Source organism: Nonomuraea salmonea, assembly GCF_042428605.1.
GTDB lineage: Bacteria > Actinomycetota > Actinomycetes > Streptosporangiales > Streptosporangiaceae > Nonomuraea > Nonomuraea salmonea.
In genome coordinates this window covers 900,403-914,873 of record NZ_JBHMCF010000011.1, presented here as the reverse complement: position 1 = coordinate 914,873, position 14,471 = coordinate 900,403, and the positions used below count along the sequence as shown (strand labels likewise).

Here is a 14,471-nt window from a genome sequence, read left to right as displayed (position 1 = left end):
GTGCCCTGCGGCCCCTGGGCCGATCACGCTTGCGGCGGCCCCTTGCGCGGGCTCAGCCGCCGTCCGAGCCTTCGATCTGGCCGGGGGTCTCCTCCGAGGGGGACTCGCTCTGCCGCTGCGGGCGGTCCGTCTCGTCCTTCCGGGCGGTCTCGTCCTTCCGGGCAGTCTCATCCTGCCGGGGGGTCTCGTCCTTCCGGGGGGTCTCGTCCCGCGTCCTGGCCGGGGTGTCGTCGGGGCGGGGGCGGCGGTTCTGGGTGCGTTCGCCGGTGTCCGGGGTTCTCGGCTGGGTGCGGGCGGGTGGCGGGGTGCTGCGGGGAGTGACCACCTCGGTGTCGCTGCGGGGCGACTCGCCCGCCGGTGGCGGTTTGGTCGTCGTGTCGCGGTCGGCCGGCGCGGAGGTGGTCGCCACCGCCGGTACGGGCCGCCCGCCGCGCGGCTGCTCACGGCCCTGCTTCGACCACCAGGCCGCCCCGCCCGTGACGATGCCGACGAGCAGCGCGCCGCCCGCGATGGCGGCCACCGGCAGCACCCGTGACCGCCGGCGCGGCACCACGACGGGCCCGGTACGCGCGGGCAGCGGGACGGGCCCGGTCTGCTCGGGCGAGCCGCCCGCCAGGATGCCGGCCAGCCGCCGCTCGGTCTCCTCCAGCGTCATCCGCTCCGCCGGGTCCTTGCGCAGCAGCCCGTGCAGGACGGGAGCCAGCACCCCCGCCCTGGCCAGCGGCGCCGGCTCGGCGTGCATCACCGCGCCCAGCGTGGCCAGCGCGTTGTCCCGCTGGAAGGGGGAGTGGCCCTCGACCGCGAGGTACAGCGTCACGCCCAGCGCCCACAGGTCGGACGCGGGCCGCGCCCGGCCGCCCGCGGCGCGTTCAGGGGCGACGAAGGCCGGGGTGCCGACCAGGACGCCCGTACGCGTGACCGGCGCCTCGTCCTCCGTGGTGGCGATGCCGAAGTCGGTGAGCACGGCCCTGCCGTCCTCGGTGAGCAGCACGTTGTCCGGTTTGACGTCGCGGTGCAGCACCCCGGCCGCGTGCGCGGCGCGCAGCGCCTCCAGCAGTTGCAGCCCGATGTCCGCGGCCCGCAGGGGCGTCATGGGGCCCTCGTCGCGCAGCAGCTCGCCGAGCGTGCGCGATCGTACGAGCTGCATGACGATCCAGGGGTGCCCGCGTTCCTCCAGCACGTCGTAGACCGTGGCCACGCCCGGGTGCGCCACCCGGCCCGCCGCCCTGGCCTCCCTGAATGTGCGCACAGCGAAATCCTCGCGCTCGGCGCCCGTCAGCTCAGGAGGCGGAGGCACCTCCTTGACCGCCACGTCACGGCCGAGCACCTCGTCGTGTGCGTGCCACACCGTGCCCATGCCGCCCTTGCCGATCGTCCTGAGGAGCCGGTAACGCCCACCGACCATCACCGCGGATTCGGACATGCACCGGCGACTACCCCAGAAGAAACCGGACAAGCGCCGTCATTGCCGCCGCTGCCGCCAGAACGACCAGAAAAGGGGCGCGGAGCAGGAGGGCGACGATTCCCGCGCCGAGTCCCGCCGTACGGGCCGCGTCGAAGGTCAGCCCGCCCTCCTGCGTGAACACCTGCACCGCGATCAGCGCCGCCAGCAGCGCCACCGGCACCAGCTCCGCGAACCTGCGCACCTTCGGATGGTCCAGCACCGCGCGCGGCGCGGCGAGGCCCGCGAGCTTCAGCGCGTAACAGCCCGCGCACACCAGGGCGATCGCCCACCACAACGTCATCGCACCATCACCACCAGGACCGCCACGGCCGACAGCAGCACCGGCACGCCGGGCGGGAAGAACGGCGTCGCGCACAGGGCGATCACCGCCGCCACCGCGGCCAGCCCGCGCAGCTCGGCGCTGCCCGCCAGCCGGGGCCACAGGATCGCCAGGAACGCCACCGGGCCCACGACGTCGAGGCCGAGGACGGCGGGGTCGCCGAGGAAGGAGGTGCCGTACGCGCCCGCCAGCGTGGTCAGGTTCCAGGTGAGGTAGAGGGTGGCGAAGGTGGTGACGAAGGCCGTACGCGAGGAGCGAGGGTCGGGCTGGGCCATCGCCACGGCCGTCGTCTCGTCGATGACGCCCTGGGCGGCCAGCAGCTTGCGGGGGCCGCGTACCTGGAGGAGGTCGGCCAGGCGCAGGCCGTACAGGGTGTTGCGGCCGCCCAGCAGCAGCGCGCCCAGGCTGGCGGCCAGCAGATCGCCGCCCGCGCCCACCGCGCCCGTCAGCGCGAACTGCGAGGCGCCCGTGAACGCCAGCAGGCTCAGCACGCACGCCTGCGCCACGGACAGGCCCGCGGTGATCGCCGCGGCGCCGAAGGCGAGCCCGGACAGCCCCACGGCCAGGCCCACGCCCAGACCGTCCCGCACTGCCGCGGAACGGTGAGTTGTCGGTTCCATGCCTCCCGAGGTTATGAGATGCGGGAATGTCGGTTCTTGTACGATCCTGCGGCCCGCTGGTACGCCGCCGGCGGCACACCCACGACGCGCTTGAAATGCCGGCTGAGATGCGCCTGATCGGTGAACCCCGACTCGGCCGCCACCTGCGCCGGCGGCATGCCGCTCAGGAGCAGGTGCCGCGCCTTGGCGACGCGCAGGGAGATCAGGTAGGCGTGCGGCGGCAGGCCCGTCGCCGCCTTGAACGCCCGCAGCAGCGGGAACGGCCGCGCCCCCACCGCCTCCGCCAGCCCGTCGAGCGTCGGCGGATCGAGCAGGCTCTCGTGCAGCAGGTCGAGCGCCGCGCGCACGGCCATCCTGCCCTCGCCGGGCAGCGCGGCGGGCGGCTTCGGCGCGGAGTGCCGCGTCAGCAGCCGGGCGAACAGCGTGCGGCTCAGCGTCGACGCGGCCAGCGCGTCGCCCCGCTCGGCCGCCTGGTGCGCCCGCCGCAGCAGCACCGCCACGTCGGCGTCGCGCACCACCTGGCGCGGGAAGTGCGGCGTCCCGCCGGGCCCGCCCAGCTCACGCGCGATCGCGGCCACCGCCTCGATCGACGGATAAAGCATCCGGTACGCCCAGCCGCCCGGCACCCCCGCGTGCCCGGTGTGCACCGACTCCGGGTTGACCAGCACCACCTCGCCCGCGCCCGCCCGGAGCAGCGTGCCCCGGTAGTCGAACTCCTCCACCCCCGAGACGATCAGCCCGATGGCGTAACCGTCGTGGACGTGCCGGGAGAAGCGGTGGGTGACGTAGCGGGCCTTCAGCAGGTCGGTCTCCGGCACCGCCGGGTGCCGCCAGAACGTCGCCCGCTCCTCGGTCGTCCTGCTCACAGCGTTTCACTCACAGGTCTTACTCCCAGCGTCCTACTTACAGGGGCCGGAACGTCTCGAGGAAGTCGTAGAAGTAGTGGCGGTCCTCGGCCCAGCGCGCGTGCGTGGTCTCCCAGTAGACGGCGAACGGGCGGCCGTCGGCGGTGCGCAGGCCGCGGTTGAGCACGTGGATCGTCACGCCGTCGCGGACCCTGGTGAACTCCCAGTCGGCGGCCGGGCGGCCCAGGAACTCGGTGGACTCGATGCCGATCCGCCGGTAGCTCTGGAACTCGCCCTTCTTCTTGATCTCCGCCTCCAGGCGGAGCCAGTGCCGTTCCGGGTCCGTCCAGGTGATGTCGGGGACCGTCCACTCCACCAGCAGCTTGCCGGGAGTGCCCGGACCGGTGACCGACACGCTGTCGCGGCCGTCGGTCTTCTTCACCTGCCACCCGGCGGGCAAGGCGAGCTGGAAGCGGCCGTCGGCGTTCCGGTAGGGCCGCCAGCCTTCCGGGATCTCAGGCTCGTCGGTGGGCTCGTCGGTGGGCTCGTCGGTGGGCTCCTCCGCCGGGTCGTCCGTCGGGTAGTCCGTGGGCTCCTCGGACGGCTCCTCCGTCGGCTGCTGCGTCGGCTCCTGTGGTCCCGTCGTGGGCTCGCCCGTCGGGGTGTCCGCCGTGGGCGAGGGGCTCTGCCCGGCGGTCGTGCCCGTCCAGCGGTCGGACAGCAGCACGCCGCCGGCGCCCAGCACCGCCACCACGAGCACCGCCGCGGGCAGGCCCACCCACAACGTCTTGCGCCGCCCGCCCCGCGGCCGGTCCATCGTCGCCTGGCCCTGCCCGGCGGGCCGCCGATCCCCGGTCGGCTGCCCGCCCGGGTAGGACCCGCCGCCCGGCGGCGTCCCCTGCCAGGAGGCGTGGGGTGGTGGGGTGGCGTGTGCTGGGCCTTCGGGGGGCGGCGTGGGTTGCCAGGTGGCGTGGGGTGGTGGCGTGGTGTGCCCGGAGCCGTCGGCGGGTGGGGTGGCGTGCCAGGGCGCGTCCGTGGTGGTCGTGGGGCGGGGCGGGGCGGTGGCGGCGAGGTCGTACAGGAGGCGGGCGGCCTCGGCGGCGGGCAGCCGCGCGCCCGGCTCGCGCCGCAGCAGCCCCATGACGATCGGCCCGAGCGCCCCGGCCCGCGCCGGCGGCTCGGGGTCGTCGCGCAGCACCGCCGCCACGGTCGCCGCCCACGAGTCGCGCTTGAACGGCGGCCGCCCCTCGACGGCCGTGTACAGCGTCGCGCCCAGCGACCACAGGTCGGACTCGGGCCGCGCGGGCTCGCCGTTGAGCCGCTCGGGCGGCATGTACGCGGGCGTGCCGACCAGCCCGCCCGTCGCGGTCAGCCCGGCCTCGGCCTCCATGGAGGCGATGCCGAAGTCGGTGAGCACCACCCGCCCGTCGTCGGCGAGCAGCACGTTCTCGGGCTTGACGTCGCGGTGCAGCACCCCGGTCGCGTGGGCGGCCCGCAGCGCGTCGAGCACCCGGCCGCCGATCACCGCCGCCTGCGCGGGACGCAGCGGGCCGTCCTCGGAGATCACCCTGGCCAGCGAGCGGGAGCGGACGAGCTGCATGACGATCCACGGCCGGCCGTCCTCCTCGACGACGTCGTGGATGACGACCACCGACGGATGGTCGAGCCGCCCGGCCGCCCTGGCCTCGCGGATGGTGCGGCGGTTGAGCTCGGCCCGCTTGGCGTCGCCGACCCCGGTGTAGCGGACCTCCTTGATCGCGACCGTACGGTCGAGCAACTCGTCGTAGGCCCGCCAGACCACCCCCATGCCGCCCTCGCCGATGGGCTCGACGAGGCGGTAACGATTGCTGACGTGCACGCCGCGCAGCCTACTTCGTCGGCGAGAACGTCGCGCAGAAGCCTTCGAAGAAGCGGAGGTCGTCCTCCCAGTGGCTGTTCAGGGTGTGCCAGTAGATCGCGTACGCCTTGCCGTCGTCGGCGATGAACCCCCGGTAGCGGATGCGGGACTTGCCCGTCTGCGTGGGCCAGATGAAGTCCCAGTCGGCCGCCGCCTTGCCGTACTTGACCTCCTTGATGCTGAGCTTCTTGTAGCCGCCGAAGCGGTTCTTCAGCCGCGACTCCAGCTTCTTCCAGCCCTTCAGCGGGTCCTTGCCCAGCTTGGAGGCCCGCTCGATGCGGACGTGCGCGTTGGGCGCCCCGCCGGGGCCCTTGTACTCGACGCCGCTGCCGACGATCCCAGAACGCTGCCACTCGTCCCAGCCCTTGGGCAGGCCGATGGAGAAGCCGAGCTTCTTGTCCGTGTGCATCTTCCAGCCGGACGGCAGCGCGGGTTTGGCCTCCTTGGTCTCCTCGGGCTCGGCCGTGGGGCTCTCCGCCTGGGTCGGGGACTGGCTCGGGGACGGGTCCTCCTCCTCGTCGGAGGGAGTGGCCGACGGGGACGCCGGGGGAGTCTGCGGAGCGGACTCGCTGGGCCCGGTCGGGACCGTGCTGGCGACCGCCGCCTGGGCGCCCTCGCCATCCGAGTCCTCGGGCGCGGAACGCAGGCCGAGATAGCCGCCCACGCCGGCGACCAGCAGCACGGCCACGGCCGCCGCGACGACCGTGATCATGCGCCGCGGCTCGCCCTTGGACGCGCTCAACGTCGACTCGCCGGTCGGCCCCGACGGCGGTTGCTGCGGCTCCACGGTCGGCGCCTGTGACAGGCGCACACCGGTCTCGGGAACGTTCTCAGCGGCGGGCGCGGCCTGCGAGCGGGCGCTCGCGAGGTTCGGGTCGGTGGGGGTGTCGTCCTCCACCGGCGCGTACGGCCGCCGCGCCTTGGCGGGGCCGGGCCGCTTCGGCTTCGAAGGCGCATGACCCTGCGCATGACCCTGCGCCTGACCCTGCGCCTGGCTCTGGGCAGGACGCTTGGCCGGCTCCGGCACCCGCAGCTCCTGCTCGGGCGGGAACTGCGCCGCGGGGAACTGGGCGGTGGGCGGCGCGCTCGGCTGCGAGAAGCCCGCGATGGCCGCCCGCAGCATGCGCTGCGTCTCCTCGTACGTCAGCCGCTGCACCGGCTCCTTGACCAGCAACCCCATGATCACGTCGGTCAGCGGCCCCACGTGCGTCGCGGGGTCGGGCTCGTCCGTCAGCACGGCGTGCATGGTCGCCAGCGCCATGCCGCGCTCGTGCGGCGAGCGGCCCTCGACCGCCGTGTAGAGGGTGGCGCCCAGCGACCACAGGTCCGACTCGCGCCGCGCGGGCAGGCCCTTGAGCCGCTCTGGCGCGATGAACGCCGGCGTGCCCGCCAGGCCCGTCACCGTGAGCTGCGTCTCGGTCTCCAGCGTGGCGATGCCGAAGTCGGTCAGCACCACCCTGCCGTCGTCGGCCAGCAACACGTTCTCGGGCTTGACGTCCCGATGCAGCACCCCCGCCTCATGGGCGCGGTGCAACGCGTCGAGCACGGCCAGCCCGATCTCCGCCACGCGCTTGGGCGGCAAGGGACCGTCCTGCTTGATCACCGCGCCCAGCGAGCGCGACTGGACCAGCTGCATGACGATCCAGGGCCGGTCGTCCTCCTCGATCACGTCGTGCACGACGATCACGTTGGGATGCTCGAACCTCGCCGCCGCCCTCGCCTCGCGCATCGTGCGCCGGTTCAGCAGCTGCACCTCCTCGCCCAGGGCGGCGGCGTACCTGACCTCCTTGACCGCCACCGTGCGGTCCAAGAGCTCGTCGTAGGCACGCCAGACGATGCCCATCCCGCCCCTGCCGATGGGTTCCTGCAGCTGGTAGCGGCCGGCGATGCGGCGTCCCTCCTGCTTGCGATCCGACATCAACGGCCTCAAACCCTCCTCTAGGCCAAGAAATACTCCCATAGGCAGGGATCATCGGCGACTCGCTCGAAGGCCAGTCCGTCCTGTGAGAAGTGCCGCCCAGCAGGTGGAGGCAGGGGTGTAAGGTTCAGATATGACTTGTCGTCGCTACGCGTTTACCGAGCCGGCTCCGGGAGAGCCGGTCGTCAGCTAGCGACCACCTGGAGTCGGCACGAGGCAGAGACCGTCGTCTCTGCCTTTTTTCGTTCCCCCGCCGGCTCCAGGGGCCGGCCGAATGAGGAGTCGGGATGTCATCGACTTTGGAGCGGCAGGCGCTCACGCTGGGCGGCCTGCCTGTGGGTGAAGGGCGCCCCGCGATCATCGCCACCCGCGTCAGCCTGCGCGGACGACAAACCCACGAGGCGACCTCGGCACTGCTCCGGGTTTCGCCCGCAGCGGGGCCTGACGGGCGGTCCGCCGGGCTGACTCCGGGGGTCACGCTCGTTGAGCCGGCCACCGCGGCGGACCTGCCGGCGATCGCCGCGCACGCCGATGCGGTCGTCGTGGGGGCGGCGTGGACGCGGGACATCCCCCTTGTCCGGGCGGCGGCCGGCACGGGGCTGCCGGTCGTCGTGGAGCGGCGGCCGGGGGCGTCACTCGAGGAGTGGCTGGGGCTGGCCGACTACTGCGCCGTCGAGGGCGACGGGCGGGTGATCCTGTGCGAGGGCGGGCGGCCCGATCTCGGCCTCGTACGCGCCGCGCGGACCGCGTCAGGGCGTCCCGTGCTCGTGGACGTCACCGGCGACCCGGAGCTCGCCGCCGCGGCCGTCGCCGCAGGGGCGGACGGGCTGGTGGCCGGCCCCGAGGGTCGCGCGCTCGCGGAGGAGGCCGTCACCGTCGCCGGCGGGCTGCTGCGCCCCGAGTCGCCCGCCACGCTGCCCGAGTGCCGCGCCGCTATCGACCGGGTGGACGCCGCCCTGGCCGCGCTGCTCGAACGCCGGGTGGAGCTGGCGGGCACCGTGCAGCGCATCAAGCCGGTGGGCGGCTTCGCAGGACGCGACATGGACCGCGAACGCGCCCTGGTCGCCAGAATGGCCAAGCGCGCCCCGTCACTCGGCGAACCCGGCCTCGCCCCGATCATGAACGCCGTCATCGAGGCCGGCCTCCACCTCGCGGAGCGCCGCACCGCCCCCCTGACCGCCCCCTGACCGCCCCCCGACCGACACGGTGACCCTGGTGGGTCAGCCGGGGGTGGGCTGGGAGAGCTGGAGGTTGTTCAGCGGGCGGCCGGGGCCGTCGGCGATCTGTTTGATGATCAGCTCGGCGAAGCGACGGTAGCCGTCGCCCGTCGGGTGGTAGCTGCGGGCGTTGACGCGCAGCTCGCCCACCTCCATGGCGAGCCCGTTCAGGTACGGCGCGGGCTGCCCGACCTCGTGCCCGCTGAACGCCTCGTAGGCGTCGACGTACTCGGCGCTGCCGGGGGCGCCGAACGCGGCGATCGTCCGGTCGAAGTCCTTCACCACGGACCCGACCGTGTCGTTGAGGCGCCGCGTCACGCCGTTGAGCCACCGCTGGTCGGCCGCGCTCAGGTTGTCGACGGTGTCCACCGGGTCCTGGGGGAACGGCCGCGGGTAGCCGAGCACGATCACCCGCGCCTGCGGGGCCCGCACGCGCAGCTCCCTGAGCACCCGCAGCACGCTCGTACGCAGCTCGTCGATGCGCCGGTTGACCGCGGTCTCCTGGTCGACGCAGGCCGACGACCACGGCAGCTTCACGATGCAGCCGGTCAGCACCTTGGTGAACCCGGCGTCGTTGCCGCCGATGCTGAGCGTGACCAGGCTGGCGCCCGGCCCGACCCGGCTGATCTGGGGCGGCTGGCCGTGCTGCCCGGCGAGGAGCTGGCGGGTGGTGGCGCCGCTGCAGGCGTAGAAGGCGGTGCCGCCGCCGAAGCGGTAGGTCTTGGCGACGAGCGGCACGTACGAGCCGGTGGCCCGGTGGCAGCGGTCGGCGCCCTCGTTGACCGGCTCCCTGTCGAGGTCGTAGACCCCCTCGCCGGAGGAGTAGGAGTCGCCCAGCGCCACGTAGGCGCCGCTCTGGGCGGCCTGTAAGGCGGTCAGGCGGGTCACCCGAGGCAGGTCGCCCGCGGGCGAGCCGGGCGGGCAGCCCGCGTCGAGCACCGCGCAGGCGAGCTTCGGATAGACCCCCAGGGGCAGGCAGGCCAGCGCGAGCGCCACGCCGATCGCGACCGCCGCTCCGGCCCTGATGAGCGACCCCCTGGTGCCGCGTTCAGCCTCGTCCAGCACGACCTCCCCGAGCGGCGACTCCTCACGACTGCGCCATCGAGACTACCCAGCCGATCACCGGGCCGGGTATGGCCCGGGCGGTCAGGCCCTGGGCACGGCGTCGCGACGGCGGCGTACCATCCGCCAGCCGAAGGCGATGCCGACGGCGAGCACCGGGATGAGGAAGAAGGCGACGAGCTGGTCCTCGTCGGCGAACGGCATCAGCAGCACCACCAGCGCGAGGAATCCGAGCGTCAGCCAGTTGGTGTAGGGGGAGCCGGGCATCGGGAAGGTGGAGCGGTGGCCGGAGCGGCGCAGGCGGATCTGGCACCACACCAGCACGCCCCACGTGGTGATGACGCCGAGCGAGGCGCAGGCGGTGGCGATGTTGAAGGCCCGCTCGGGCAGGAAGTAGAACAGCGCCACCCCGGCCAGCAGCATCGACGCGGTGAACACGATGCCGCCCATCGGCACGTGGCGGGAGCTGAGCACGCCGGTGAAGCCGGGCGCCTCCTCCTTCATGGCCATCGAGCGCAGGATGCGGCCGGTGGCGTACAGGCCGGAGTTGCAGGACGACAGGGCGGCGGTGATCACGACGAGGTTCATCGCGTCGGCCGCCCAGGGCACGCCGAGGCCGGCGAAGACGGTCACGAAGGGGGAGGTGCCCGCGCTGTAGGCGGTCCACGGCAGGACCATGCAGAGCAGCGCGACCGAGCCGACGTAGAAGATCGCGATGCGCCACACGACGCCGTTGATCGCGCGGGGCATGATCTCGTGCGGCCTGGCCGTCTCGCCGGCGGCGATGCCGACCAGCTCGATCGAGGCGTACGCGAACACGACCGACTGCAGGCTCATCAGCACCAGCGGGAACCCGGTCGGGAAGAACCCGCCGTGCGCGACCAGGTTGTGCGGCCCCGCGTCGCCCACCGCGAACACCACCAGCACCAGCCCCACGACCAGGAAGGCCGTGATGGCCAGCACCTTGAGCAGCGCGAACCAGAACTCCAGCTCGCCGAACAACCGCACCGACAGCAGGTTGACGGTCATGACGATGCCGAGCGCGATCAGCGCCGTCAGCCACTGTGGCCAGGCGGGCGCCCAGTAGTGGATGTACGCGGCGATCGCCGTCAGCTCGGCGATGCCGGTGAAGGCCCAGTTGATCCAGTACATCCAGCCGCTGGCGAACGCGGCCCATGGGCCGATGAACTCGCCGGCGTACTCGACGAAGGAGCCGGAGACCGGGCGGTAGAGCACCAGCTCGCCGAGGGCCCGCATGACGAAGAAGGCGGCCAGGCCGGCGGCGGCGTAGGAGAGCACGAGGCCGGGCCCTGCGGCGGCCAGGCGGCCGCCCGCGCCCAGGAACAGGCCGACGCCGATCGCCCCGCCGATGGCGATCATCTGGACCTGCCGGTTGCCCAGCGCCTTTCGGTATCCCTCGTCCGTCTCCGTGCGCACCGCGTCACTCCTCGACTACTTAAAGTGACTTCCGAGGGTATCGGGTGCGGCGGGTGCGGGCGGCTCCCGGCACGCCGTTCCCGAGGCCGCAGGACCTGTCGGTGGCGCGGATTAAAGTCGGATCCGCACGTCCGTTCAGCCGACTGGGAGGCGCGGTTTCATGTCGTCCAGTGACTCGTTCGTTCACCTGCACGTCCACACCGAATACTCGATGCTGGACGGAGCGGCGCGGCTCAAGCAGATGTTCGAGCTGGTCGGCGAGCTGGGCATGCCGGCGATCGCCATCACCGACCACGGCAACATGCACGGCGCCTACGACTTCTACAAGCAGGCCACGGCGGCCGGGGTCAAGCCGGTCATCGGCATCGAGGCCTATGTGGCGCCCGAGTCGCGCCACACCAAGCGGCCGGTGCTGTGGGGTGAGCCGCACCAGCGCAAGGACGACGTCTCGGCGGGCGGCCACTACACCCACATGACGATCTGGGCCCGCGACAAGACCGGCCTGCACAACCTCATGCGGCTGTCCTCGCGCTCCTACACCGAGGGCTTCGTGCGCAAGTGGCCCCGCATGGACGCCGAGCTGATCGCCGAGCACGCCGAGGGCCTCATGGCCACCACCGGCTGTCCCTCGGGCGAGGTGCAGACCAGGCTGCGGCTCGGCCAGGACGACGAGGCGCTCAAGGCCGCCGCGAAATATCAGGACATCTTCGGCAAGGACAACTTCTTTCTGGAGATCATGGACCACGGCCTCGACATCGAGCGCCGCGTCCGCGACGGCCTGACCCGCATCAGCCGGCAGCTCGGCATCCCGCCGCTGGTCACCAACGACTCCCACTACACCCACGAGTCCGACGCCGCCTCCCACGACGCGCTGCTCTGCGTCCAGACCGGCAGGCAGCTGTCCGACCCCGACCGCTTCCGCTTCGACGGCACCGGCTATTACCTCAAGAGCGCCGGCGAGATGCGCGCGGTCGACTCCTCCGAGCTGTGGGCGGAGGGCTGCCGTAACACGCTGCTGGTGGCCGAGAAGGTCGATCCAAGCGGGTTCTTCGAGCACAAGAACCTCATGCCGACGTTCCCCGTCCCCGACGGCATGACCGAGAGCGAGTTCTTCCGCAGGACCGTCTGGGAGGGCATGGCCCGCCGCTGGCCCGAGGGCTACGACGAGCAGCACCGCAGGCAGGCCGAGTACGAGATCGGCGTCATCGAGCAGATGGGCTTCCCGAGCTACTTCCTCGTGGTGGCCGACTTCATCATGTGGGCCAAGCGGCAGGGCATCCCGGTCGGGCCCGGGCGCGGCTCGGCGGCGGGGTCGCTGGTGGCGTACGCGATGGGCATCACCGACCTCGACCCGATCCCGCACGGCCTGATCTTCGAGCGGTTCCTCAACCCCGAGCGCGTGTCGATGCCCGACGTCGACATCGACTTCGACGAACGCCGGCGGGGCGACGTCATCCGCTACGTCACCGAGCGGTGGGGCGCCGACAAGGTGGCCATGATCGCCACGTTCGGCACCATCAAGGCCAAGGCCGCCATCAAAGACGCGGGGCGGGTGCTGGGCTACCCCTACGCGCTCGGCGACCGGGTCTCCAAGGCGTTCCCGCCCGCGGTCATGGGCAAGGACATCCCGCTGGCCGGCATCTTCGACCCCGACCACCCGCGCTACGCCGAGGCGGGCGAGCTGCGCCGCCTCTACGACGAGGACCCCGACGTCAAGGCCACGATGGACCTCGGCAGGGGCCTTGAGGGCCTGATCAGGCAGACCGGCGTGCACGCGGCCGGCGTGATCATGTCGCGCGAGGTGCTGACCGACCACGTCCCGATCATGCGCCGCGACTCCGACGGCGCGATCATCACGCAGTTCGACTATCCGACGTGTGAGACGCTCGGCCTGCTCAAGATGGACTTCCTGGGCCTGCGCAACCTCACCATCATGGACGACTGCCTCAAGCTGATCGAGTCCACGACGGGCGAGAAGGTCGACCTGACGGCGCTGCCGCTCGACGACCGCAAGACCTACGAGCTGCTGGCCAAGGGCGACACGCTGGGCGTCTTCCAGCTCGACGGCGGCGGCATGCGCTCGCTGCTGCGCCTCATGCGTCCCGACACCTTCGAGGACATCTCCGCCGCGCTCGCCCTCTACCGCCCCGGCCCGATGGGCGCCAACTCCCACACCAACTACGCGCTGCGCAAGAACGGCCAGCAGGAGATCACGCCCATCCACCCCGAGCTGGAGAAGCCGCTCGAGGACATCCTCGACACGACCTACGGCCTGATCATCTACCAGGAGCAGGTCATGGCCATCGCCCAGCGGGTGGCCGGCTACTCCCTGGGCGCCGCCGACCTGCTGCGCCGCGCGATGGGCAAGAAGAAGAAGGCGGAGCTCGACCAGCAGTACGCCTCCTTCGAGCAGGGCATGAAGGACAACGGCTTCTCCGGCGGGGCCGTCAAGGCGCTGTGGGACATCCTGCTGCCGTTCTCCGACTACGCCTTCAACAAGGCCCACACGGCCGCCTACGGCCTCATCGCCTACTGGACGGCCTACCTCAAGGCCAACCACCCGGCGGCCTACATGGCGGCGCTGCTGACCTCGGTCAAGGACGACAAGGACAAGTCGGCCCTCTATCTCCACGAGTGCCGCCGCATGGGCATCAAGGTCCTGCCGCCCGACGTCAACGACTCCGACTTCGACTTCACGCCGCGCGGCACCGACATCCGCTTCGGCCTGTCGGCCGTCCGCAACGTCGGCGCGAACGTGGTCGACGGCATCATCGCCGCGCGCAGGAGAAAGGGCCGCTTCACCGGCTTCTCCGACTTCCTGCGCAAGGTGCCCGCCGTGGTGTGCAACAAGCGGGTGATCGAGTCGCTGGTCAAGGCGGGCGCGTTCGACTCGCTCGGGCATCGGCGCAAGGGCCTGGTCATGGTGCACGAGCAGGCCGTCGACGCGATCATCGACATCAAGAAGAACGAGGCCATCGGCCAGGACTCGCTGTTCGGGGTGCTCGACGGGGGCGAGGACCAGACGTTCGACGTGCAGATCCCGCCGGGGGAGTGGGACAAGACCACGCTGCTGCAGTTCGAGCGGGAGATGCTCGGCCTCTACGTCTCCGACCATCCGCTGTTCGGCGTCGAGCACGTCCTGGCGGCGGGGGCCGACTGCTCGATCGCGGCCGTGCAGGACGACAGCCGCCCCGACGGGCAGGTGGTGACGGTGGGCGGCATCCTCAGCGGGGTGCAGCGCAAGATCACCAAGAAGGGCGACACCTGGGTGCTGACCCAGCTGGAGGACCTCGCGGGCTCGATCGAGGTGATGATCTTCCCGTCGGCCTACCAGCTGTGCTCGACGATCCTGGCCGAGGACGCGATCGTGTTCGTCAAGGGCCGCATCGACAAGCGGGAGGACGTCGCCAAGATCATCGCCATGGAGGTGACCGCGCCCGACCTCACCCAGGAGACGGGCGGTCCCGTGCTGGTCAGCCTGCCGCTGACGCGCTGCACGCCGCCCGTCGTGGGCCGGCTGAAAGAGATACTCACCACCCACCCCGGCACGTCCGAGGTGCACCTCCAGGTGCGCAACGGACCCAGGACGACGGTGCTGCGGGTGGACGACCGGCTGCGGGTCACGCCGTCGCCGGCGCTCATGGGCGAGCTCAAACAGCTCCTCGGCCCGGCCTGCCTCAACGCGTGAGCG

Annotated in this window: 10 protein-coding genes; 2 read left to right on the top strand and 8 right to left on the bottom strand. The window is 72.2% G+C overall.

The features are described 5' to 3' along the window. Nucleotides 1-52: 52 nt before the first annotated feature. Genes ACFFR3_RS14595 through ACFFR3_RS14570 form a run of 6 tightly spaced genes read right to left on the bottom strand, consistent with a single transcriptional unit; the run spans nucleotide 53 to nucleotide 7,064 of the window. Nucleotides 53-1,423 carry a serine/threonine-protein kinase gene (locus ACFFR3_RS14595; protein ID WP_364366081.1) on the bottom strand — a complete coding sequence of 457 codons (1,371 nt, stop codon included), beginning with the start codon at nucleotides 1,421-1,423 and terminating at the stop codon, nucleotides 53-55. Nucleotides 1,424-1,433: 10 nt separating this feature from the next. Further along, entirely contained in the window at nucleotides 1,434-1,745 is a 312-nt protein-coding gene (locus ACFFR3_RS14590; protein WP_345409691.1) for a branched-chain amino acid transport AzlD family protein, read from the bottom strand. After that, nucleotides 1,742-2,404 (bottom strand): AzlC family ABC transporter permease, encoded by a 663-nt coding sequence (locus ACFFR3_RS14585; protein WP_364366084.1) that lies wholly within the window; start codon nucleotides 2,402-2,404, stop codon nucleotides 1,742-1,744. Before ACFFR3_RS14585 ends, ACFFR3_RS14590 begins: the two co-directional genes overlap by 4 nt. An 11-nt stretch (nucleotides 2,405-2,415) precedes the next feature. After that, nucleotides 2,416-3,270, bottom strand: coding sequence for an AraC family transcriptional regulator (locus tag ACFFR3_RS14580; RefSeq protein WP_345401355.1), 855 nt, complete (start codon nucleotides 3,268-3,270; stop codon nucleotides 2,416-2,418). A 37-nt stretch (nucleotides 3,271-3,307) separates the two neighbouring features. After that, nucleotides 3,308-5,107: a protein kinase domain-containing protein gene (locus ACFFR3_RS14575; RefSeq protein ID WP_379483269.1), complete on the bottom strand. Its 1,800-nt coding sequence runs from the start codon at nucleotides 5,105-5,107 to the stop codon at nucleotides 3,308-3,310. A 10-nt stretch (nucleotides 5,108-5,117) separates the two neighbouring features. After that, on the bottom strand, nucleotides 5,118-7,064 hold the full coding sequence (locus ACFFR3_RS14570) for a serine/threonine-protein kinase (RefSeq protein ID WP_379483268.1): 1,947 nt from the start codon (nucleotides 7,062-7,064) through the stop codon (nucleotides 5,118-5,120). 287 nt (nucleotides 7,065-7,351) lie between these two features. On the opposite strand from ACFFR3_RS14570, the gene ACFFR3_RS14565 reads away from it, so the two are divergent. After that, nucleotides 7,352-8,251, top strand: coding sequence for a chorismate mutase (locus ACFFR3_RS14565; RefSeq protein WP_379483267.1), 900 nt, complete (start codon nucleotides 7,352-7,354; stop codon nucleotides 8,249-8,251). A gap of 33 nt (nucleotides 8,252-8,284) precedes the next feature. Here ACFFR3_RS14565 and ACFFR3_RS14560 read toward each other — a convergent pair whose 3' ends face one another. Both ACFFR3_RS14560 and ACFFR3_RS14555 read right to left on the bottom strand, forming a co-directional pair. After that, nucleotides 8,285-9,346 (bottom strand): SGNH/GDSL hydrolase family protein, encoded by a 1,062-nt coding sequence (locus ACFFR3_RS14560; RefSeq protein ID WP_379483266.1) that lies wholly within the window; start codon nucleotides 9,344-9,346, stop codon nucleotides 8,285-8,287. 81 nt (nucleotides 9,347-9,427) lie between these two features. After that, complete coding sequence (locus ACFFR3_RS14555; RefSeq protein WP_345401383.1) at nucleotides 9,428-10,780, bottom strand: amino acid permease; 1,353 nt, start codon at nucleotides 10,778-10,780, stop codon at nucleotides 9,428-9,430. 160 nt (nucleotides 10,781-10,940) lie between these two features. Here ACFFR3_RS14555 and dnaE point away from each other — a divergent pair, with 160 nt between their 5' ends. Then, a complete protein-coding gene (dnaE, locus tag ACFFR3_RS14550) occupies nucleotides 10,941-14,468 on the top strand; it encodes a DNA polymerase III subunit alpha (protein WP_379483265.1) in 3,528 nt (1,175 codons plus the stop codon). The last annotated feature ends 3 nt before the right edge of the window (nucleotides 14,469-14,471 follow it).

Bases quoted from the DNA above. Each gene is read 5' to 3' on its own strand.
- ACFFR3_RS14565 (WP_379483267.1), top strand. From the start codon at position 7,352: ATGTCATCGACTTTGGAGCGGCAGGCGCTCACGCTGGGCGGCCTGCCT.
- ACFFR3_RS14585 (WP_364366084.1), bottom strand. From the start codon at position 2,404: ATGGAACCGACAACTCACCGTTCCGCGGCAGTGCGGGACGGTCTGGGC.
- dnaE (WP_379483265.1), top strand. From the start codon at position 10,941: ATGTCGTCCAGTGACTCGTTCGTTCACCTGCACGTCCACACCGAATAC.
- ACFFR3_RS14570 (WP_379483268.1), bottom strand. From the start codon at position 7,064: ATGTCGGATCGCAAGCAGGAGGGACGCCGCATCGCCGGCCGCTACCAG.
- ACFFR3_RS14590 (WP_345409691.1), bottom strand. From the start codon at position 1,745: ATGACGTTGTGGTGGGCGATCGCCCTGGTGTGCGCGGGCTGTTACGCG.
- ACFFR3_RS14595 (WP_364366081.1), bottom strand. From the start codon at position 1,423: ATGTCCGAATCCGCGGTGATGGTCGGTGGGCGTTACCGGCTCCTCAGG.